Raw genomic sequence first — 20,873 nt, 5'->3', positions numbered from 1 at the left:
GCTAGGCACTCCGCAGATACCAGGCGTAATCCAGCTCGGTCACGGTGCCCAGGAAGTTGGCCATCTCCACCCGCTTGACGCAGGCGTAGTTGGTCACGAACCGCTCGCCCAGCAGAGCGTTCATATGCGGGGATGCCTCGAACGCATCGATGGCGGCGGCCCAGTTGTTGGGCAGCTTCACTGCCGCTTCCGGGCTTTCATAGCCGTTGCCCACCACCGCCGGGCCGGGATCGATCTTGTGGCGGATGCCGTGCAGCATCGCCGCCAGCACCGTCGCCAGCGCCAGCGTGGGATGCGCGTCGGCTCCGCACACGCGGTGCTCCACGTGGCGCGAGGCAGGCGGGCCGGCGGGCACGCGCAGCGAAACCGTGCGGTTGTTCACCCCCCAGGTGGGCGCCACCGGGGCATAGGAATTGGCCTTGAACCGGCGATAGGAGTTCGCATTGGGGGCAAAAATCGCCATGCTGTCAGCCAGCAGCGCCTTCATCCCGCCGATCGCGTGGCGCAGCAATTCGGTGCCCGCCGGGTCTTCGCTGGCAAAGGCGTTGCGCCCCTGGGCATCGTTCATGGAAACGTGCAGGTGCATGCCGTTGCCCGCGCTTTCCGCGAACGGCTTGGCCATGAAGGTGGCCTCGAAGCCGTGTTGCATGGCCACGCCCTTCACCAGCCGCTTGTACATCACCGCCTCGTCCGTCGCGCGCAGCACGTCGGCCTTGTGGCGCAGGGTAAATTCGAACTGCCCGGCGGCATATTCGGAGATGCCCGATTCCAGCGGGATGCCCTGGGCATCGCAGGCGGCATAAAGGTCATCGAAGAAGGGCTTGAATTCCTGCATTTCGCGCAGGCCATAGACCTGGATGTCATCCCCCCGGTGACCGGTCACCTGCCCTGCCGCCGGGCGCGGGCGGCCCTGGCTGATGTCCACCAGGTAGAATTCCAGCTCCACTGCTGCCACCGGGGTCAGCCCCTCGGCGGCCAGCTCGTCGACCACCCGGCCCAGAACATGTCGCGGATCAAGGTCATTGGGCGTGCCGTCCAGCTCGTAGAAACTGGTCAGGAACTGCGCCGCGTGCTCGCCCAGCCAGGGGGCGCGGACCAGCGTGCCGGGCACGGGGCGCACATAGCGGTCGGCATCGCCGTCCTCCCACACCAGCCCCGTCTCCTCGGTATCGCGGCCGGTGATGTCCACCACCAGCACCGATCCGGGCAGGAAGCGCCCGCTTTCGTACACCGCGATCACCTCGTGCTGGCGCAGCCGCTTGCCGCGCGGCACGCCGCACATGTTGGTGAAGATGATGTCCACCGCGTCCACATCGGGGTTGGCGGCAAAGAAGGCGCGGGCCTCTTCAACTGTGGCGATCTGGTTGGAACTGTCAGGCATCAGGCGTTTCCGATCAGGGTCTTGAGGCAATCATCGAGCACTTGCGCCAGCCTGTCCACCTGCGCGCGGGTGGTTGCCGGGCTGATCAGCGTCATGTTGTGGAACGGGGCGATCAGCACCCCGCGATTGATCAGGTACAGGTGGAGGGCATGCTCCAGGGGCCCCTGCATGGCGGCGCGGGCCTGGGTGCCGTTGCGCGGCGCGGTGTCACCGCAGATGAATTCCCCCCGCGCGCCGATGTGGGTGACGTGCCAGGCCAGGCCATTGCGGGCGATCACCGCGCGCAGGGCATCGGCCAGTTCGGCCGCCAGCGGCAGCATGTGGGCATAGGCCTGCGGCGTCATCACCTGCGTCAGGCAGGCGCGCATGGCGGCCAGCGCCAGGGCATTGGCGGAAAGGGTGGTGCCGATGCCCGAATGGCCGGTTTCCCCTTCCGCCCGCGCCCGCTCCATCCGCTGCGCCACCTCGGCGGTAAAGCCGAACACAGCGCAAGGAACGCCCCCCGCCACGGGCTTGCCCAGCACGAACAGGTCGGGCAGCGTCCCGTGGGTCATGGTGTGGCCGCCAAAGCCGGAGGAGATTGTGTGCGTCTCGTCAAACACCAGCAGCGTGCCGTGGCGGGTGCACAGGTCACGCATCGCTTGCAGATAGCCCGGATCGGGCAGCACCATGCCCACGTTGGTCAGCGCCGGTTCGGTCAGCACGCAGGCAATATCGCCGCCGGCCAGCGCGGCCTCCAGCGCCGGCAGGTCGTTGAATTCCACCACCACGGTATGCTCGCGCACGTCATAGACCTGGCCGACGAGGCTTTTGCGCAGCTCCGGCACCCCATCGCGCAGGTCCACGAACACATCGTCCACCGCGCCGTGATAGCAGCCGTTGAACACCAGGATCTTGGAGCGGCCCGTGATCCCACGGCACCAGCGGATCACCGCGCGGTTGGCTTCGCTGGCGCTGGATGTCACCTGCCAGAATGGCAGGCCAAAGCGGGCCGCCAGCGCATCGGCCACGGCCACGGCATCCTCGCCCGGCAGCATGGTGGTGAGGCCGCGGCTCGCCTGCCGGGCAATCGCCTGCGCCACCGGGGCGGGCGAATGGCCGAACATCGATCCGGTATCGCCTAGGCAGAAATCGTCATAGCGGTGGCCGTCCACGTCCCACAGCTCGGCCCCCTGCGCGTGCTCCACGAACAGCGGGAACGGCGTGCCCCAGTCGAGCATCCAGTGGAACGGCACCCCGCGATGCCAGTGGCGCGCGGCCGCCTGCGCCAGCGCGGCAGAGCGCGGGTTGGCCGCGGCATAGCGCTGCCGCTCGTCGGTGATCATGCGGGCAATGGCGCCATCGGTGATCATAGCCGGTCCTTCAGGGCAAACCACGCCATGCCCAGCACATACAGCGGGTGGCGCAGCAGTGGGCCGCCGGGGAACGGCCGTCCGGGCAGGCTGGCCAGCAGGTCGAACCCGCGCCCCTCGCCCGCCAGCGCATCGGCCAGCAGTTCGCCCGCCAGCGTGGTCAGCAGCACGCCGTGGCCCGACCAGCCGTGGGCATAAAGCATGTTCCCATCCCGCCCCAGGCGCGGCAGGCGGTTCAGGCTGACCCCCACCATGCCGCCCCAGGCGTGGGTGATTGCCACCCCGGCTAGCTGCGGGAAAACCCGTTCGAGGTAGGGCCGCACGAAGCCCGCCACATCGGGCGGCGGGGCAGGCGTATACTTCTCGCCCCCGCCAAAGATCAGCCGGTTGTCGGCGCTGAGGCGGTAGTAGTTGAGCACGAACTTGCTGTCGGCCACCGCCGCATTGGCGGGCAACAGGGCCGCCGCCTGTTCTGCCCCCAACGGCGCGGTGGCGACGTTGTAGTTGGCCACCGGCATGGTCATGCGGCCCTGCGCCGCGTCCAGCTCGCCAATCTCGGTATCGGTCGCCAGCACCGCATAGGCGGCAGTCACGGTGCTGCCGGCCGTGCGCGCTACCACTTTGCTGCCCCGCTCCAGCGCGGTGACGGGGCTGTCCTCGAACACCCGCACCCCCGCTGCCAGCGCCGCCTCGGCCAGCCCCAGCGCATAGTTCAGCGGATGCAGGTGCCCGCCGCCAGCGTCGAAGAAGCCGCCGTGATAGAGCGGGCTGGCCACGAATTCGCCCACTCCGCCCGGCTCCACGATACGCCCATCGGGATAGCCCACCAGCCGGTCAAGCTCCTCAAGCTCGCGCTTCATAGCGTCGAGATGCGCGGGCTTTACGGCAGCGGTGAAATGGCCGTGCCGCAGGTCGCAGGCGATGGCGTGACGCGCAATTCGCCCCCGCACCTTGCCAGCGGCGGAGTTGGCCAGCAACAGCAGTTCGCGCGCGCGGCCTTCCCCCAGTGCGGCCACCAGCTCCTTCGCCCCCCAGCGCAGGCCGGGGATCATCTGCCCGCCGTTTCGCCCCGAAGCACCCCAGCCGATCCGTCGTGCTTCCAGGAGGATGACGGACAGGCCCCGTTCCGCCGCATGGAGCGCCGTAGACAGGCCCGTATAGCCGCCGCCCACCACCACCAGGTCAGCCGCCAGGTCGCCTTCCAGCACCGGCTGGCGGGGAAAGGGCTTGGCGCTCGCCGCGTAGTACGACGGCGGATAGGCGGCGGCCATTTGGGGCCCTAGACCTTCAGCAGCAGGTGCTCGCGCTCCCACGAGCTGATGACCGACTGGTAGGCGTAAAGCTCGGCATCCTTGATCGCGTAGAACACGTCGAAGAAATCGCTGCCCAGGTATTCGCGCACCGCCTTGCAGTGGCTGAACCGGTCCAGCGCCCCTTCCAGCGTGCGCGGCAGGGTGCGGGCGCGGTTATAGGCGTTGCCGGTGATCGGCTTGGGCGGCTGCATCCGCTCGACCATGCCGATATAGCCGCACACCAGCGAGGCGGCGATCGCCAGGTAAGGGTTGGCATCAGCCCCGGGCAGGCGGTTCTCGATGCGCCGGTTCTTGCTGTCAGCAATGGGAATGCGCAGGCCGCAGCTGCGGTTATCGCTACCCCACTGCACGTTGATCGGTGCATCGGTATCGGGCCGCATCCGGCGGAAGGAATTCACGTTGGGCGCAAACAGCGGGCACACCTGCGGCAGCAAGCGGGCAAGCCCGGCGATATAGCTGCGGAACAGCGCCGAATCCCGCCCGTTGCCGGTGGAGAAGACGTTGCGGCCCGTCTCGATATCCAGCACGCTCTGGTGGATGTGCATGGCGCTTCCCGGCTGGTCGGCCATGGGCTTGGCCATGAAGGTGGCATAGACCCCGTGTTGCAGCGCCACCTGCCGCACGATCCGCTTGAACAGCATCGCCTCGTCCGCCAGCGCCAGCGGATCGCCGTGGACGAAATTCACCTCAAGCTGTGCCGCGCCGCTTTCGTGGATCATCGTATCGATGTTCAACGCGGCCTTCTCGCACCAGTCATAGGTCTGCTCGATGATGTCCTCGAACTCGCTCAGCGCTTCCAGGCCATAGGGCTGGCTGCCGCTTTCCGACCGGCCGGACCGGCCCGCCGGAGGCACCAGTGGGAAATCGGCGTCGAGGTTCTTGGAGACGAGGTAGAATTCCAGTTCCGGCGCGATCACCGGCCGCCAGCCGCGCTTGGCGTAAAGCTCCAGCACCATCTTGAGGATGCGACGCGGAGCGATGGCCACCGGCTGGCCGTTGGAATTGAACGCGTCCGCAATCACATAGGCGGTGGGGGTGGAAAAACCCGGCGCCTCGCGCAGGGTGCTGGCATCGGGCACCAGAACCACGTCCGGATCGATCGCCGGCACCACGTGGTCGATGTCTTCGGGATAGCCGCCCGTCACCGTCACGGTGAACACGCTGCCCGGAATGCGCAGGCTGCGGTTGGTCAGGCTGGCCAGGAACTTGTTGGCGGGCAGCACCTTGCCGCGCTGGATCCCGTTCATGTCCGGGATGATGCATTCAACTTCCGCGATCCCGCGGTCCTTGATCCAGGCGGCAATATCGGTGGCCATAAGGCGGGCTGCCCTGCCCTGCTCCCCTTGTTAGAAAGACTTGGTAACGCTGAACACGGCGGTGGGATCGGCCAGCGCGGTGCCCGCCCGCGCGGTGTCGACATAGGCCACGCCGGCGGTGAAGCCGTGGCCCACGTCGAGGTTCACGCCCACGGTCCAGTCGCGCTTGGAGTTGCCGAAAGCCCCGTCCTCGATACCGAAGCTGCCGTGCAGCGTTGCCATGTCGGTCAGCGCCACTTCGCCCGCCACGTAGACATAAGTGTTGTCGGTATTGCCCAGGGCCCCCTGGCTGGGGGCATAGGCCGCGCCCAGGCTGACCGAGGCCGGTCCGATCGAGGTTCCGACCGACCCGGTCAGTTCGATGTAATCGAGCGAACCGTCGCTGGGGTAAAGATAGTAGATCGCCCCGACATCCAGAGAGACGAGGCCAACCTCGGTCGCCCAGCCGGCGTAAAGGTCAACCTCAAGGTCGTCGGCGCCGCTGCCCAGGTCCACGTTGCTGAGCCAGGTGCCGGCGTAGAACCCGCTTTCGTGGGCCACCGAGAGTTCGCCGGTTACTTCGGCGTCCTTGCCGCTGAGCGAGACACCGCGGAAGCGATAGTCCGAAAACAGGCCGATCTCGCCGTCCACTTCCCACTCGGCAGCTTCATCCTCGGCGCTCTGCGCCTGCGCCGCTACCGGAAGCCCCGCCACCAGACATGCGGCCAGCGCCGCCATTCGGATCGTTTTCATCGCCTTGCCCTCGTGATTGCCGCCCGGTGCGCCGGGTCATTGTGCAGCGCATTATGCGTAAGGCACGGGCGCAAGGCCAATGGTATTTATGCAGAGGGGGGATATCGCCTTTTCCGATAGCGGTCCTTCGCTTGTGCTTGCCCGCGTCAGTGGTCGCTGGCGGAGGAGGCGCCGATGCCGGTTTCGGCCCGCAGGCGCTGGGCGGCATAGCCATCCTTGTCCAGCGCCGCGCGGGGCGAGTTGTCGAACAGCGAGATTAGCCAGATCGCCAGGAAACCGGCGGGGATCGAGAAGATCGCCGGCGAGCTGTAGGGGAACGGCGCGGTGCCCATGCCCAGCGTATCGGTCCACACCGCGGGCGAGAGCACGGTCAGCACGAAGGCCGTCAGCAGCCCGATGGTGCCGCCGATGGCCGCGCCGCGCGTGGTGCAGCCGCCCCACAGCAGGGACAGGATCAGCGCCGGGAAGTTGCCCGATGCCGCCAGGGCAAAGGCCAGGCTGACCATGAAGGCCACGTTCTGGTGCTCGAACACCAGCCCCAGCAGCACCGCCAGCGCGCCCATGCCCAGCGTGGTCAGGCGCGACATGCGCAGCTCGTCCTGCGATGTGGCGGTGCCGTGGCGGAACACCGTGGCATAGAGGTCATGGCTGACCGCCGAGGCCGCCGACAGGGTCAGGCCCGCCACCACCGCCAGGATGGTGGCAAAGGCCACCGCCGAGATGAAGCCCAGGAACACGTCCCCGCCGATGGCGTGGGCCAGGTGGACCGCCGCCATGTTGCCCCCGCCGCGCAGGGCGCCGGTTCCATCCTGGTAGAAGTCGCTTGTACCCACCAGCACGATCGCACCGAAGCCGATGATGAAGGTGAGGACATAGAAATAGCCGATCCACCCGGTGGCCCACAGCACCGACTTGCGGGCCTCCCTGGCGTCCGGCACGGTGAAGAAGCGCATCAGGATGTGCGGCAGGCCCGCCGTGCCAAGCATCAGCGCCAGGCCGAAGGAAATGGCCGAAACCGGGTCCTTGATGAAGTTGCCCGGCCCCATGATCGATCCGCCGCGCTCGGCCGCCTCGCCCGCCGTGGCCCCGGCGGCGAGGGCACCTTGCGTCTTCACCTCCACCGCGCGGGCGAACAGCGTTTCCAGCGAGAAGCCCGCCTGCGCCATCACCATCAGCGCCATGAAGCTGGCCCCGCAAAGCAGCATCACCGCCTTTACGATTTGCACCCAGGTGGTCGCCCGCATGCCGCCGAACAGCACGTAGAGCATCATCAGCACGCCCACGATCAGCACCGCCACGGCATAGGGCAGGCCGAACAGCAGCTTGATCAGCTGCCCCGCCCCCACCATCTGCGCGATCAGGTAGAAGGTCACCACCAGCAGCGTGCTGAGCGCGGCAAAGCTGCGCACCGGTGGCTGGGCAAAGCGATAGGAGACCACGTCGGCAAAGGTATAGCGGCCCAGGTTGCGCAGCCGCTCGGCCATCAGGAACAGCATGATCGGCCAGCCCACCAGGAAGCCGGTGGAATAAATCAGCCCGTCATAGCCATCGGCAAAAATCTGTGCGGAAATGCCCAGGAACGAGGCTGCCGACATATAGTCGCCCGCCATCGCCAGCCCGTTCTGGAAGCCGGTGATGCCCCCGCCGCCGGTATAGAAATCCGATGCCGTGCGGGTGCGCGCTGCGGCCACCTTGGTGATCCACAGCGTCAGGCCCACGAAAGCCAGGAACATGGCGATGGCCACCCAGTTGGTCGCCTGCTGCTGCGCCTCGCCCTCCAGCGCGGCCCCCAGGGCCGGGACGGCAGCGACGAGAAGGGTGACCGCAATGGCCCCGCTCAGCGCCCTCACGCGCCGTGGCTCCGCAGGATTTCGGCCATCTGGCTGTCGAACCGGCGGTTGGCGACGGCGACGTAAACGCCGGTCAGCGCGATCGCCAGCACGATCAGCCCCAGCCCCACCGGAATGCCCAGCGAGGTAATGCCCCCGCCGATAGGCATGGCCAGCAGCGCCTTGTCGAACGCGATCAGCAGCAGGTAGCCCACGAAGCAGAAGAACACCACGGCCGACAACCACCAGCCCAGCCGCGCGCGGGCCGCCACCAGCGCGTGGTAACGCGGGTCTGCCGCCACGGCATCAAGCAACGCCGCATCCTGTCCGCTTGCCATTCCCATCCCCTGGATTCCCTTGTGTTTGGGCCGTGATGCTACATTTTTGCAGGGAACAACAGGGGCACAAGCGCCTGCCCCGCAATTTTGTGCAAAGGATTGCACAACCGCCCCCGCTTGTCGCGGACAGGGCAAGGCGGCAAAAGAGGCGTACAGCCCGCAACAAGGACCGTCGCGTGACCCAAGCCAACGACACCCCCAACGATCTGGCCGCCTTCTGGATGCCTTTTACCGACAACGCCTATTTCAAGGCCCACCCGCGCATGCTGGTGGCGGCAGAGGGGATGCACTACACGGCGGCGGACGGGCACTCGGTGCTGGATGCCACGGGCGGGCTGTGGTGCGTCAACGCCGGGCACTGCCGGCCGCAGATCGTGGAGGCTATCCGCCAGACGGCGGGCCGTGTGGACTTTGCCCCCACCTTCCAGCTGGGCCACCCCCTCGCTTTCGAGGCCGCCAGCCGCCTGGCCATGCTGATGCCGCAGGGGCTGGACAAAATCTTCTTCACCAACAGCGGCAGCGAGAGCGTGGACACCGCGCTGAAGATCGCGCTCGCCTACCAGAAGGCGCGTGGGCAGGCGGGCCGCACCCGGCTGATCGGGCGCGAGCGGGCCTATCACGGGGTCAACTTCGGCGGCATCTCGGTGGGCGGCATTGTGGGCAACCGGCGGCCCTATGCCACGCTGTTGCCCGGGGTGGACCACCTGCGCCACACCCACGATCCGGCGCGCAATGCCTTCAGCCGGGGCCTGCCGCAGCACGGGGCCGAGCTGGCGGATGACCTGGAACGGCTGGTGGCGCTGCACGGGGCGGAAACCATCGCGGCGGTGATCGTGGAGCCGGTGGCGGGTTCAACCGGCGTGCTGATCCCGCCGGTCGGCTACCTGCAACGGCTGCGCGAGATCTGCACGAAGCACGATATCCTGCTGATCTTCGACGAGGTGATCACCGCCTTCGGCCGCGTGGGCAAGGCTACTGCAGCTGAGCGGTTCGGCGTCACGCCGGACCTCATCACCATGGCCAAGGGCCTGACCAACGCCGCCGTGCCGATGGGCGCGGTGGCCGTCAGCCGCCACGTCCACGATACCATCGAGGGCAGCGGGCCTGACGGGATCCACCTGTTCCACGGCTATACCTATTCCGGCCACCCGCTGGCCAGCGCCGCCGCCATCGCCACGCTGGACCTCTACGTGACCGAAGGTCTGTTCGAAAAAGCGATCGAACTGGAGGACTACTGGGCCGATGCGGTCCATTCGCTGAAGGGCGCGCGCCATGTGATCGACTGCCGCAACATCGGCCTGATCGGCGGCATCGAACTGGAACCGCGCCCCGGTGCCCCCACCATGCGGGCGATGGACGTGTTCCGCCGCGCTTTCGACGAAGGGCTGCTGATCCGCACCACGGGTGACATCATCGCCCTGTCCCCGCCGCTGATCCTGGAAAAGAGCCACATCGACCGGATTTTCGGCAAGCTGGCGGAAATCCTGGCTGCGGTTGATTGAGGCGGCGGCCTGCGCCGCCCCTTACAATTGCCGCCCCGGCATCCTATATCGGCAACACCGCGCGTTCCGCCTCTTGTAAGCGCCCGCGGCTGAGAGACCATCGCGCTCCCGCTTACCAAGGGAGAAAGCCTGTGGACCTCAACCGCCTCTATTCCGATCACCAGGTCCTGCTGATGCAGGCCGACCATGCCGGGCCCGGCCTGGCAGGTCGTTCACTGCGGGGCGATGCCCAGACCCTGGCGGGCCGGATCGCATCGTATCAGGAAGGCATGGGTGCTGCCGCTGCCAGTGCATGGAAAGCGCAATCTGTGCGCCTCGGTACGGCCCTTAGCGCGGCCCTGACCGCGCGCGGGCTGGCGGCATGAGCGACCTGCCCCCGGCAGACCTTGCCGTTCCCGCGGCCGCCCCGGCCCGCGCCATGCACTTCCGGCGCCGCTCCAATGCTCCGCTGCTGCCGCGCGATGCCGTGCGTCGGCAAGGGGCGATCACCACGCTGGCCTTCCAGTTGCTGGGCCGCGAGCAGGCGATTGCCTTTCTCAACACCGATCATGCCGCACTCGGCGGCCGCCCCCTGGCGCTGGCGACTGACAGCGTGGCAGGCCTGCAATCGGTGGAACGCCTGCTGCGCGCCGGCGACAAGCAGGACTAGCCTGCGCCCGCGGGAACTGTCGAAAACCTGACAGCCGGTTTCACTTGCCCCCACCTGCCCCTGCGCTACCATGCCCGCCATTCTTGGGGGTGAAGGGGAGGTTTCAGGGACCATGGGTAGTTTCCTGCTGGCATTGCTGGCGCTGGTGTTCGTGTTCCTGATGATGGGCGTCAGGATCGTGCGCCAGGGCTTCGTCTACACCATCGAGCGGCTGGGCAAGTTCCACCTTGCGGCAGAGCCCGGCTTCCACCTGCTCATCCCCTTCGTCGACAAGGTCGGCCAGAAGGTCAACATGATGGAGCAGGTGCTGGATATTCCGGGCCAGGAAATCATCACCAAGGACAACGCCATGGTGGGCGTGGACGCGGTGGTGTTCTTCCAGGTGCTGGAAGCGGGCAAGGCGGCCTACGAGGTGTCGAACCTCTACGTGGCCATCATGGCGCTCACCACCACCAACCTGCGCACGGTCATGGGTTCGATGGACCTCGACGAGACCTTGTCCAAGCGGGACGAGATCAACGCCCGCCTCTTGAACGTGGTCGATCACGCCACCTCACCGTGGGGGGTCAAGATCACCCGCGTCGAGATCAAGGACATCCGCCCGCCCAAGGATATCTCGGATTCGATGGCCCGCCAGATGAAGGCCGAGCGCGAGAAGCGCGCCGAGATCCTCGAGGCCGAAGGCAAGCGCGCCAGCGCCATCCTGCGTGCCGAGGGCGAGAAGCAGTCTGCCATCCTGGAGGCCGAGGGCCGCCGCGAAGCCGCCTATCGCGATGCCGAGGCGCGCGAGCGCGAGGCCGAGGCCGAAGCCAAGGCCACGCAGATGGTCAGCGATGCCATCAGCGCTTCGGGCGTGCAGGCGATCAACTACTTCATCGCCCAGAAGTATACCGAGGCGGTCGGCAAGTTTGCCACCAGCCCCAATGCCAAGACCATCCTGTTCCCGGTGGAAGCCACCCAGTTGATGGGCACGCTGGGCGGGATCGGCGAACTGGCACGCGAGGCGCTGAACCCCGATGGCCGCACCTCGCCCCCCACCCCGCCCGCGCCGCGCCGCGCGCCCAGCACCGCCGGCCTGGGCGGATCGCAGGGCCAGCCCAGCGTGCCGCCAGTCCGGGGTGGTGAGTGATGGACTGGCTAGGATCGTGGGAGCCGCACTGGCTGTGGCTGGCCTTCGGCCTGCTGCTGGCCGTGGCCGAAATGGTCATCCCCGGCGTGTTCCTGATCTGGCTTGCCGGCGCGGCGATCGTCACCGGCATTCTCGCCTTCGCCCTGCCGCTGGGCGTGCCGCTGCAGATCGTGATCTTCGCCGTGCTCGCCATCGCCGCGGTCTTTGCCGGGCGCAGCTATATCCGCCGCAACCCGGTTGAGGAGGCCGACCCGCTGATGAACCGGCGCGGTGCGCGGATGATCGGCGAGGTTGTCCGTGTCAGCCAGCCGATCGTGGACGGCCACGGCAAGGTCCATCTGGGCGACAGCGAATGGCTGGTGCGCGGACCCGATGCCACGGTGGGCGCACGCATGAAGATCGTCGGCAGCGACGGCGCGGTGCTGCTGGTGGAAGCGGCTGACTGAGGGCGGACGCGCCGCTGGCCCGGCCAGCCTTTGGGCTGCCGGGGTGGACGGGAAGAGCAAATGACCGGCGCGGGGTTGCCGCATTCTGTGCCCGGACTCGACGACGCTTCTTGTATTTGAGGTACGGTAATCGCGTCGAGATTTGTTGCCGCCGGCCCGCGGCCATCCTCCAGCTATTGACGCGACGGAGGGCAGCACTCGCGTGGCGGCCATGCCTGGTGCGAACGTTCGACATAATGCCGGGACGCCCGCGCCGGTCATTTCCTCCGCACGCCTAAACGCCGGAGGATGGCCCATCCGCTGCTCTGGCCAGACGCATCGGACGCGAATCGGGCTGCACTAGATCGGGTGCTGTAGGAAAGTGTTTTCTGCAAAAGCCCTCCCCCTTGGGAGAGGGTTGGGGGAGTGAAAATCACGCCACGCTGAAGCGCCCGTGCTTGCGGAAGCGCACCATCCACTTGTCGAGGAACAGCGACAGCGGCCGCGCCTCCACGCCCAGCTTGGCGAGGCCCGGCAGGGTGCCCGTGGCGACGTTGCCGGCCTTCAGCATGGTCCACTGGTCGCTGCTCATCGGCGTGCCGGGCAGCGCGGCGAACAGGGCGCTGAGGGCATCGGGCACGGGCACGAACATCCGCTCGCGCCCCTGCGCCTGCGCGATCATCTCGTGCAGCTCCAGCATCGTCAGCACCTGCGGGCCGGCCAGCTCGTAGGTCTTGCCTCCGTGCAGCGCGGGATACTCCAGCGCGGCGGTGATCGCGGCGGCCACGTCGTCGACAAAGACGGGTTGCAGCTTCGCCTGCGGGCCGAACACCGGCAGCGCCGGCATGGAGCTGACCAGGCCCGCAAACATGGTCACGAACTGGTCGTCCTGCCCGAAGATCACCGACGGGCGCATGATCGTGGCCTGGGGGAAGGCCTGGCGCGCGCCCTCCTCGCCTGCCGCCTTGCTGGAGGCATAGCCGCCTTCGGACCCGGCATCGGCCGACAGGCTGGAAACCAGCACGAAGGCCTCCGCCCCCGCTGCCGCCGCCGCCTCTGCCGCGATGCGCGGGCCATCGCCCTGCACCTGCTTTTGCCCAGCACCGAAGGTGCCCGCCAGGTAGACCACGGCATCGGCCCCGGCGATCGCGGCGCGCAGGGAGTCTGGCCTGGTCACGTCGCAGCGCACCGCCTGCATCTGGCCCAGGTTCGCCAGCGGCTTGACCGCAAATGCCTTTTCCGGATGGCGCGCGGCAATCCGCAGGCGCGCGCCGCGGGCCAGCAGGTCCTGCGCCAGGTGCCGGCCCACGAATCCGCTGCCGCCCACCAGCACCACCAGCTTGCCATCCAGTTGCTTGCCCATAGCCCGTGCCCATCAATTGCCTTGCGTGTGGAGAGGCCCTTGGCACAAGCGCGGGGCCGCCCGCAATGGGGCAATGTGCGGGGGCGGGCAGAGTTTCTGCACATTGGCCCAATTCGCGCGTTGACAAGCCGCCCCACCCCCCGCTAGTGGCGCGCTCCTACCAGCGGCAGGCTTCGATGACTTGCCGCGATCCGGTGCCCAGATGGCGGAATTGGTAGACGCACCGTCTTCAGGTGGCGGCGCTCGCAAGGGCGTGGAGGTTCGAGTCCTCTTCTGGGCACCATTTGTTCTCATCAGAACGTTCCAAAACATTGCAGAAATGGCGGAATTCTGCCATTCTTGACCTCCAGCGCAGAAAGCGAGGTCTTGTTTTGTTCCGCTTTGTTCCAACGTCTGTGGGGGCCTCGTCTGGGGGCTCCGGCCCAAAAGGCCCCAAATCGCACGAAAGTGAGGCCCCCAGATGAGCCTCAATGTGCAGGAAATCAAAGGCTTCCGGGCTGCCGACAAGTCGTACAAGAAATACGACTCGCGGGGGCTGCTGCTGCTGGTGAAGCCGAACGGCTCCAAGCTCTGGTATTTCAAGTACCGCTTCGGCGGGAAGGAAAAGAAGCTGCCCATCGGCGCGTTCCCTGAGATCAGTTTGTCGCAAGCGCGTCAGCTTCGAGACCGAGCACGGCTCAAGGTTTCCGATGGCATCGATCCGATGCTGGAACGGAAGCGCAAGAAGGCCAGGATCAAGCTGGGCGCGGAGAACACTTTCGAGGTCATCGCTAAGAAGTACATCGATGAGAAGATGGTGCCCGAAGGCCGGGCGGAGGCCACGCTACGCAAGGCGCGTTGGTTCCTCGAACTGCTCAAGCCCGCAATCGGGAATACATCCCAACTGCTTGCCGTGTGTTCGCAACCTGCAAATGTGGATCAGCCGATTGAGGAGCAATTGCCCTAGCGGCAGCCTCGTTGGTACGCCAATCTGAACGCAGCTGCGAAAGCGCCTGTAATAGGGCATCCCACTGTCCGGCTGCGTGCACTTCGTCGAGGGTTTTTTGTGCGAAGCCCAATTCGGCCAGCGCCCGCTCGGCAGCCTTGACCCAACCGACACGGTTGCCCACCGTCTTGAGTGGCTTCCCTTGATAAAGCCGCCTTCCAAGCCATTCCTTGAATTCAGCTTCGCTCATCGCCGACTCTCTGCAGGATGTTTTTTCCTCGATCAGCAAATCTTTGGCCAGACCGCGTACTACGGTACATCAACAGCTGGATCGCGGAGCGCATTGGCGAGCGTTCTTCAACTATTTCCGAACTAGTCATTTGAGTTCCGCAATTTGGAGTATGCTTCGGTTGCCAGCCAGTTCGTGACAAGACCTTGAAAGGCTTTGTCATTCATGAATCGGGCAAAGATTTCTTCATTCTGATCCATGCGCTCAACAAACAGAGCTTCAAGCAGGTTCTTGAACAATAACTCGAATTTTTCGCCTGGGTTCGCGATCGCGGCTTGGCGCAGATTGGCGTCGGCCATCGCGGCCTCAACGATCTGATCGAAGAACAGTTGGTCAGCATTGTTGAAGTCAGTGCCGAACCGCTCGTTCACGACGTCAATCAGCCGGGAAAGTGGCACCTCTTCTTCACGCGCGACTTTCGATCCCACAGAGGAAGGCCCGTCGAGTTTGTTTGCCGTCCCTTCGGAAAGACTGATCGAACCCTCACTGACCTTTTGGAGGCGATAGTAATCAAGTCTCACCTCGTCATCGAACTGATAGGAGGGGCTTCCGCCCTTCTTCGGCAGCTTGGAAGCCAGATGGCGTAGGAAGACGTATAGGGTTTCGAGGTCAGAGTCCTGATAGGGGATGATCTGACTTAGAAAGCCGTAGAGACTGCTGAATGCCAGGATCTTTCCGCGCAACACCTCGGCCTCTGCCGGATCGGCTTTCGCAAGATCGCCGAAGTTCGACACTGGTCGATCGATAATGGCATTCATTTTTTGGTGGTCGGCAGGACTCTGTTTCAGCTTTGGCTTGCCCGCCGAGTGCTCGATCAGATAGTTTTGGCCGGGGCCTTCAGTCTTAGCCCGCGCGACTAAATCCCGGACCGCTTCAAGCTGATGGTAGCGCGGAAAGATAAGAGTTTCTTTCTTGACCTTTCGCCCCGCGTCGTCGCGCTTTTCTTCCACTTGCAAATGGATGAACCGGGCGAGCAGATCGAGCAGGCTGTCGCGCTGAAGCACTTCTTCCCATAGGTAGGCAGTGCGATAGCTTCGACCCTTGGTGTCAGGTGGATTGCCTGCCCCACCATTATGCCCTTGGTTGAAAGGCAGGAAGTAGGTTGCAGGTCCAGCCAGTCGCGTCGTCATGAAGACTGCATCGGTATCCACGGCGAAGTGTGCCAATATACGCCGCTTATTGGGGCTGAGCGAGGGGAGCCCTAGGCGCCTAGCGTTGCACGCAACAGCTGCACTGTAATCGCCTGCGCTTCGTCAACCAAGTGACCGTTATGATCGCGGTACATGAGTTGCTTGATGATTGAGCTAGCGAACTCAGGCTTCATATTTTCCGCAGCTCGAAGGGCATTCGTACATCGATCAACTCCACATTCCCGGAGGGCATTGATCACGTAGTCTTTGCCCAGCTTTTCGTTGGTGGCCGCGATATCGAACATATCGCGTGGCTGCATCGATGCACCGCGATAGTAGACCTTCTTAGCAACTATCTCTGCCGGAGTTTCCTGCCGGATTGTTCGCCCCCGTAGCTCACTGACCCGTGATGGCTCTGGCGTAATGTCGGCACAGCAAATGAAGTCGATTTCACCAATGTCCTCGAAGATCAGTTTGAGGGAACCTGCGCCGTCTGTTTTGTAGGTGTCTGGCATTCGTTCAAGCTCAAACCCCTGCGTCTCGGGATTGAGATAAGGGAGGAATTGGGGATCGGAAAGGAAGAGGTCGATGTCATGGCTCTCGCGATGATCGATCTGGAGCATCAATGCAGTCCCACCTCCGAACGACCAATCTGGCTCGCGGCCAACGGCTTCGGTGGTTCGCGCGATGATGTCGGATGCCAAATCAAATAGAAGCGGCCATTGGCTCGGCTGCTGTCGAGGCGAGATCACTTTCTCAGGCTGCCAGAGGCAGCGAGTACCCAGCCATCTTGGAAAACTGGCTAGCGACAGCTTTCGCCATATCCTCATTGACCTTCATTTCAGCCATGAAGGCTTTCTGGATCGCTGGTGCCACTTCCGAGAAGAAAGCGAAGACGCTGGCGTCACACGTTTCCACACTCGATGGGTCAGCGATGAGCGCAGCGAGTTGATGAGCGGAATGGTTCGCCCCATAGGGGGCGTTCACCGTTGCCAGAACCTGTGCAGTTAGGTTGCTCATCTTAAACCTGCGGAATCGATCTCAGGGTGAGAATATACGCTTCATGCGTTAGCAAAACAAGAATGTTCGAACATAGGAAGAACGCAGAGGGCCAATCCGCGATTTATCTCGCATTTTTCAAAAATCGCGTTTTGCGGGATAAAAGCCCCTCGATTGCAGACGCGCTCGGACATCGCTGCGATCCCTTAGAGCTCACTCCAGTCATCCATTCAAATTGCGCGAGTGACGGCACCTCGGAAAATTCGAGCATCCAAGGAAACTCCCGAAACGTCCGCTCTTCTCAACCAACTGACCATCGCAGCCTTCCATCGGACACGAGATTGCTGACTCTGATACGTCGAAGAGCGGCGTTTGTGGAGCAGGCTTTGGTTTCGTCCGACGAGCCCTGTAGCGCTGCTTCTTGAATTCCCACGGATGAACGTTGTCGTCATTTCTCCAGATGCCGCGCCGATTTCGCTGAGCATCTTCCAGCGCATCGAAGTAGCTTTCATCGGGGCCATAGCGATCAAACACCCATGCCCATCCATTGAGGATCATCTCCAACTCGATGTTGCGGTGAGATGGAGCAGTCACTCCCCGAAAGAATTGTCCGAGCCGGGAAGCCGGGTCGTTGGCCTCATTGCTCTGATCCATCTGCAAGTAGGGCACGGCTACGATCCGCTTGTGTCGATCGATAATGCCGCCAGTGTCCATCTTTATCAGAATGGCCAGATCGACATGCTTTCCGCCAATGAGCGATTGAAGGAAGTCACGCGCTTCGATGCCGCCAGGCTGCTCTATCTCCGGAGCATCGATGAACCCCAGCCTGATTGTCACTTCAAGGCTTGCTCCTCGTCGGGGGTTGTCGATACGGGTTAGGAAGCCATCGCCGTCAAAGACCTTGAGGACAGGCACCCGAATGGTTTCGGAACCGGGATCTTCAGGTGCGATAAGCAAACGCCAATTCTCCTCCTCAATGCGGCGAGCAGCATTGTAGCAGAGTTGATTATCGTTTCACTTAGCACCCCATTTTCGGAGCTGGTCGGCCATGCAAATTTGCTGGAAATCAGACGCGTCCTGCGTTAAAAGACGCCTATTGAAATCATTAGACTTTTTCGAGGATGGGACCCAAATCCTCTGGTAAAAATGCATTCTGGGGGCACCAACGGGGGCCTCACTTAAGTAACCAAGGTCAAGATTCTCGCAGTTTTGCGACATTCTGAGAGCGGTTCGAGTCCTCTTCTGGGCACCAGTAGCTTCATCGCCGCGTTGCGCGATTGAACAGAAATCACTGAATAATCACGAAAAACCTCTAGCCTGCTTCCGCCGGTGATCGGGGCTGATTGCTGATATTCACACCCTGCGGGGGTCTTTTTTGGGGTCATTTTTCGCCCCCCGATGGCGTCACGACTGTGCGTTCAGTTGCTTCAAGGAATCGACCTTGTCGGACCACCACTGCATCATGCGCACGCGCTGGTCCCAATACTGTGTGCGGTTGTAAGCCTTGCGCACCGCGCACCGAGAGGGCCAGCGCCGCCTTGGTGGAGGCATGCCCTCCGTATCCATCGATTGCTCGAAGTAGTTTTCAAAGCTCGATCGGACCAATGACTGCCGGATGATGGCGAACCATGGGTGCAGAGAGAGCGCCTCCCAGCGCCGGTGCGGGATTGTTCTCCGCACGGGCCGTGGCGATCGCGTAGTTGAGGATGCGACCGGCAAACGAGCGAAGGCGCCTGAACTGCACAAGGATATGCCCGTGATATACGTGAGTGCGGCGGGCGAACATGAGTGGGCTTCTCAAGGAGTGCCTGGCAGTGTGATGATTGGCAGACCGTTCGTCGCCGCACAGATCATGACAGGTGTCTCCAATCTGCTGAACACAGCCGGTTAGATTTGCGGCTGAAGAAATTCAGCCCAAGCCGCCGGGATTTGCCTTCGCCATTGCTGATCTCAAAAAGGAAAGAACACCGGGATGGCGATCACCCCTGCGGCCCATGTCAGCAGGTTCAGCGGCACGCCGATGCGCACGAAGTCCATGTACTTGTATTCGCCAAGCTGGAAGACGAGCACGTTGGTCTGGTAGCCGAACGGGGTGGCAAAGGCGGCGCTGGCGGCCATCATCACCGCAACCAGGAAAGGGCGCGGGTCCACCCCCAGGCTGTTGGCCAGGGCCACGGCCACCGGGGTGATCAGTACGGCCACGGCGGCATTCGACAGGAACTCGGTGGCAAACAGCGTGACGCCGTAGAGGATGGCCAGCGCGAACAGCGGGCCGAAGGGTTCGATGAAGGCGATCAGCCGGTCGGTGCCCGCTTCGGCCAGACCCGTCACCTCGATCGACAGGCCCACCACCACCATGCCGGCAATCAGCAGCAGCACTTCGGGGCGCAGGCCGGCATAGGCTTCTTCCGGCGTGATCACCCGCAGCAGGATCAGGATCACGGCCCCGGCAAAGGCCGCCGCCGCGATCGGCGTGATGCCGGTGGCCGCAGCGGCAATCACCGCGATGAACACCAGCATCGAGATGGCCGCCCGGCGCGGCTGGAACGGGCGGTCGACCGCAAACAGCTCTAGGTCGCCCATGGTCCCGTCGCCCGTCTGGTCGTGCGGCTCGCGCCGGGCGCCGAATTCGCTGTCGTCCTGTTTCAGCCGGCCGCTGAACAGGAACAGGTACAGGCCCCCGACTGCGGCGATGACCAGCGCGACCGGGGTAATCTCGAAGATGCGGAATACCGGCTCGCCGGCATTGCGGGCCATGTCGTTCACCAGCAGGTTGGTGGAGGTGCCGATCAGGGTGCATGCCCCGCCCATGATGGTGATGTAGCTGAGCGGGATCAGGAACCGCTTGGGCGACAGGCCCATGGACTTTGCCACGTCCTTCACCACCGGGGCGGCCAGCACCACGATAGGGGTGTTGTTGAGGAAGGCCGAAGCACCGCCGCAGGCCACCAGGAGGATCCACAGCCCCGCCGAGCCGATCCGCGCGCACAGCTTCTGCGCCTGGTGGATCAGCAGGCCCAGCAGGCCGGACAGCTCGATGGCATAGGCAATCACGAACAGGCAGGCGAGCGCGATCACCGCCGGGCTGGCAAAGGCACCCTGCACCTCCACAGGGCGGATCACGCCCAGCAGCAGCAGGGCGGCGGCAGCGGACAGGGCCGCGACATCGGACCGCACCTTGCCGTGGATCAGCACGCCGACCACGGTGACCAGGACGACCAGCGCCGCGATCTGATTGAATGCCATGCCTGCTGGTGGCCCCGCGATGCGCCTTGCGTCAAGCAATTCAAGGGCTTTTTCGCGATTCGGCCATTGTCTGCTATGGTCGGGCAATGCGCCAGAACCAGCCCTTGTCCGCCCGCCCGCCCCGGATGATCTGCACGGTCCTGGCAAGCGTGCTGCTGGCCGGACTGGCGGCCTGCGAGCAACCGGCGGACGAAGCGGACCCGGTGGCGGAGCCCGAGCCGCTCCCTTCCGCAGCACCCAGCCTGCCCGCCGTGCTGCCGGGCCTTTCCCGGGCCGACCTGATCGCGGCAGTCAACCGCGCCGCATCCGATTATGCCGCCGGCACCGTGCGCGCCGACAGCGATCCGCTGGTTGGGCGCACCTTTGCGGTTACCATGGCCTTCGGCTGCGGCGGCCCGGTGGCGGAAAGCGCAGACGCCGCCGAGCAGCCGGGCCTGCCCGTGGCCCTGTGGGACGGGGAGCGCGAGGCGATCGCCCTGCGGCTGACCCCGGCAAGCTGGGCTGAATCCCCCGTGATCGCGCGCGAGGGTGAGGAATCCGGCTGGGAGGCAGTGGAAGGCTTCTGGCTGCCCCGGCCCTGGCTGACCGGGAATGGCTGCCCGGCCCCGCGCGGGGGCGAGGCGGGCGCGGACTCTGTGCCGGCATCACCGCAGACCCTGGGCATCGCTGCCATCTTCGAGGAAGGCGGGTCGCGCATCGGCCGGCGCAACGGGCGGCCCTATGCTTTCACCGTCCGCGGCGAGCGGGACGAACAGCTCGTCGCCCCGCCACAGGGCTATCGCCTGGTGCTCGAAGGCCGGACCGTGGCCTTCCCTGATGGGCGTGCCGTGCGCTGCCAGTCAGCTTCGGCCGATGTCCGGCCAGTGTGCGTGGTCGCCAGCCGGCTGGACCGGGTGGCGTTCGAGACGGCCGACGGCAAGCTGCTGAGTGAATGGCGGTCGAGCTGACCGGCATG

20 protein-coding genes and 1 tRNA gene are annotated in these 20,873 nt (G+C 64.7%); 8 read left to right on the top strand and 13 right to left on the bottom strand.

The genetic code is table 11. From position 1 onward, the window contains the following. Position 1: 1 nt before the first annotated feature. The 7 genes from GRI99_RS05460 to GRI99_RS05430 form a co-directional block, all read right to left on the bottom strand. Positions 2-1,381 carry a glutamine synthetase family protein gene (locus GRI99_RS05460; RefSeq protein ID WP_160771035.1) on the bottom strand — a complete coding sequence of 460 codons (1,380 nt, stop codon included), beginning with the start codon at positions 1,379-1,381 and terminating at the stop codon, positions 2-4. Beyond that, the gene (locus GRI99_RS05455; protein WP_160771034.1) at positions 1,381-2,733 is read right to left on the bottom strand and encodes an aspartate aminotransferase family protein; all 1,353 of its coding nucleotides are present in this window, start codon (positions 2,731-2,733) and stop codon (positions 1,381-1,383) included. Before GRI99_RS05455 ends, GRI99_RS05460 begins: the two co-directional genes overlap by 1 nt. Beyond that, positions 2,730-4,004 carry an NAD(P)/FAD-dependent oxidoreductase gene (locus tag GRI99_RS05450; protein WP_160771033.1) on the bottom strand — a complete coding sequence of 425 codons (1,275 nt, stop codon included), beginning with the start codon at positions 4,002-4,004 and terminating at the stop codon, positions 2,730-2,732. The genes GRI99_RS05455 and GRI99_RS05450 overlap by 4 nt, the downstream gene beginning before the upstream one ends. Positions 4,005-4,012: 8 nt before the next feature. Continuing rightward, positions 4,013-5,362, bottom strand: coding sequence for a glutamine synthetase family protein (locus tag GRI99_RS05445; RefSeq protein ID WP_160771032.1), 1,350 nt, complete (start codon positions 5,360-5,362; stop codon positions 4,013-4,015). A gap of 30 nt (positions 5,363-5,392) precedes the next feature. Next, positions 5,393-6,094: a TorF family putative porin gene (locus GRI99_RS05440; RefSeq protein ID WP_160771031.1), complete on the bottom strand. Its 702-nt coding sequence runs from the start codon at positions 6,092-6,094 to the stop codon at positions 5,393-5,395. Between the two features lie 146 nt (positions 6,095-6,240). Further along, positions 6,241-7,944 (bottom strand): cation/acetate symporter ActP, encoded by a 1,704-nt coding sequence (locus tag GRI99_RS05435; protein WP_160771030.1) that lies wholly within the window; start codon positions 7,942-7,944, stop codon positions 6,241-6,243. Then, positions 7,941-8,261 (bottom strand): DUF485 domain-containing protein, encoded by a 321-nt coding sequence (locus GRI99_RS05430; RefSeq protein WP_160771029.1) that lies wholly within the window; start codon positions 8,259-8,261, stop codon positions 7,941-7,943. Before GRI99_RS05430 ends, GRI99_RS05435 begins: the two co-directional genes overlap by 4 nt. Before the next feature lie 176 nt (positions 8,262-8,437). On the opposite strand from GRI99_RS05430, the gene aptA reads away from it, so the two are divergent. From aptA to GRI99_RS05405, 5 genes are all read left to right on the top strand, one after another. Next, positions 8,438-9,763, top strand: a complete 1,326-nt coding sequence (gene aptA, locus GRI99_RS05425) for an omega-aminotransferase AptA (RefSeq protein ID WP_337192873.1) — start codon at positions 8,438-8,440, stop codon at positions 9,761-9,763. Between the two features lie 131 nt (positions 9,764-9,894). Continuing rightward, complete coding sequence (locus tag GRI99_RS05420) at positions 9,895-10,128, top strand: hypothetical protein (protein ID WP_160771028.1); 234 nt, start codon at positions 9,895-9,897, stop codon at positions 10,126-10,128. Next, the gene (locus GRI99_RS05415) at positions 10,125-10,412 is read left to right on the top strand and encodes an antitoxin Xre/MbcA/ParS toxin-binding domain-containing protein (protein WP_160771027.1); all 288 of its coding nucleotides are present in this window, start codon (positions 10,125-10,127) and stop codon (positions 10,410-10,412) included. The genes GRI99_RS05420 and GRI99_RS05415 overlap by 4 nt, the downstream gene beginning before the upstream one ends. 112 nt (positions 10,413-10,524) lie before the next feature. Continuing rightward, positions 10,525-11,541 carry an SPFH domain-containing protein gene (locus GRI99_RS05410; protein ID WP_160771026.1) on the top strand — a complete coding sequence of 339 codons (1,017 nt, stop codon included), beginning with the start codon at positions 10,525-10,527 and terminating at the stop codon, positions 11,539-11,541. Further along, positions 11,541-11,987, top strand: a complete 447-nt coding sequence (locus GRI99_RS05405; protein WP_160771025.1) for an NfeD family protein — start codon at positions 11,541-11,543, stop codon at positions 11,985-11,987. Before GRI99_RS05410 ends, GRI99_RS05405 begins: the two co-directional genes overlap by 1 nt. Positions 11,988-12,399: 412 nt before the next feature. Here the strand turns inward: GRI99_RS05405 and GRI99_RS05400 are convergent, their stop codons facing one another. Continuing rightward, a complete protein-coding gene (locus tag GRI99_RS05400; protein ID WP_160771024.1) occupies positions 12,400-13,329 on the bottom strand; it encodes a complex I NDUFA9 subunit family protein in 930 nt (309 codons plus the stop codon). 196 nt (positions 13,330-13,525) lie between these two features. On the opposite strand from GRI99_RS05400, the gene GRI99_RS05395 reads away from it, so the two are divergent. Both GRI99_RS05395 and GRI99_RS05390 read left to right on the top strand, forming a co-directional pair. Beyond that, a tRNA-Leu gene (locus tag GRI99_RS05395) sits at positions 13,526-13,612 on the top strand. A gap of 177 nt (positions 13,613-13,789) precedes the next feature. After that, on the top strand, positions 13,790-14,275 hold the full coding sequence (locus GRI99_RS05390) for an Arm DNA-binding domain-containing protein (RefSeq protein WP_237438160.1): 486 nt from the start codon (positions 13,790-13,792) through the stop codon (positions 14,273-14,275). 351 nt (positions 14,276-14,626) lie between these two features. On the opposite strand, the gene GRI99_RS05385 is transcribed toward GRI99_RS05390, so the two are convergent. The 5 genes from GRI99_RS05385 to GRI99_RS05365 form a co-directional block, all read right to left on the bottom strand. Continuing rightward, positions 14,627-15,673 carry a hypothetical protein gene (locus GRI99_RS05385; RefSeq protein WP_202392961.1) on the bottom strand — a complete coding sequence of 349 codons (1,047 nt, stop codon included), beginning with the start codon at positions 15,671-15,673 and terminating at the stop codon, positions 14,627-14,629. Between the two features lie 71 nt (positions 15,674-15,744). After that, a complete protein-coding gene (locus tag GRI99_RS05380) occupies positions 15,745-16,377 on the bottom strand; it encodes a nucleotidyl transferase AbiEii/AbiGii toxin family protein (protein WP_237438159.1) in 633 nt (210 codons plus the stop codon). Positions 16,378-16,429: 52 nt separating this feature from the next. Further along, the gene (locus GRI99_RS05375; protein ID WP_160771022.1) at positions 16,430-16,693 is read right to left on the bottom strand and encodes a hypothetical protein; all 264 of its coding nucleotides are present in this window, start codon (positions 16,691-16,693) and stop codon (positions 16,430-16,432) included. A gap of 201 nt (positions 16,694-16,894) precedes the next feature. Continuing rightward, positions 16,895-17,629, bottom strand: a complete 735-nt coding sequence (locus GRI99_RS05370; RefSeq protein ID WP_160771021.1) for a topoisomerase DNA-binding C4 zinc finger domain-containing protein — start codon at positions 17,627-17,629, stop codon at positions 16,895-16,897. Between the two features lie 993 nt (positions 17,630-18,622). Further along, positions 18,623-19,918 (bottom strand): SLC13 family permease, encoded by a 1,296-nt coding sequence (locus tag GRI99_RS05365; protein WP_160771020.1) that lies wholly within the window; start codon positions 19,916-19,918, stop codon positions 18,623-18,625. An 86-nt stretch (positions 19,919-20,004) separates the two neighbouring features. On the opposite strand from GRI99_RS05365, the gene GRI99_RS05360 reads away from it, so the two are divergent. Then, on the top strand, positions 20,005-20,865 hold the full coding sequence (locus tag GRI99_RS05360; RefSeq protein WP_160771019.1) for a hypothetical protein: 861 nt from the start codon (positions 20,005-20,007) through the stop codon (positions 20,863-20,865). The last annotated feature ends 8 nt before the right edge of the window (positions 20,866-20,873 follow it).

The sequence above is a fragment of the Alteraurantiacibacter buctensis genome (assembly GCF_009827655.1).
In the GTDB taxonomy this organism is placed as follows: domain Bacteria; phylum Pseudomonadota; class Alphaproteobacteria; order Sphingomonadales; family Sphingomonadaceae; genus Alteraurantiacibacter; species Alteraurantiacibacter buctensis.
This window is presented reverse-complemented; position numbering and strand designations above follow the sequence as displayed.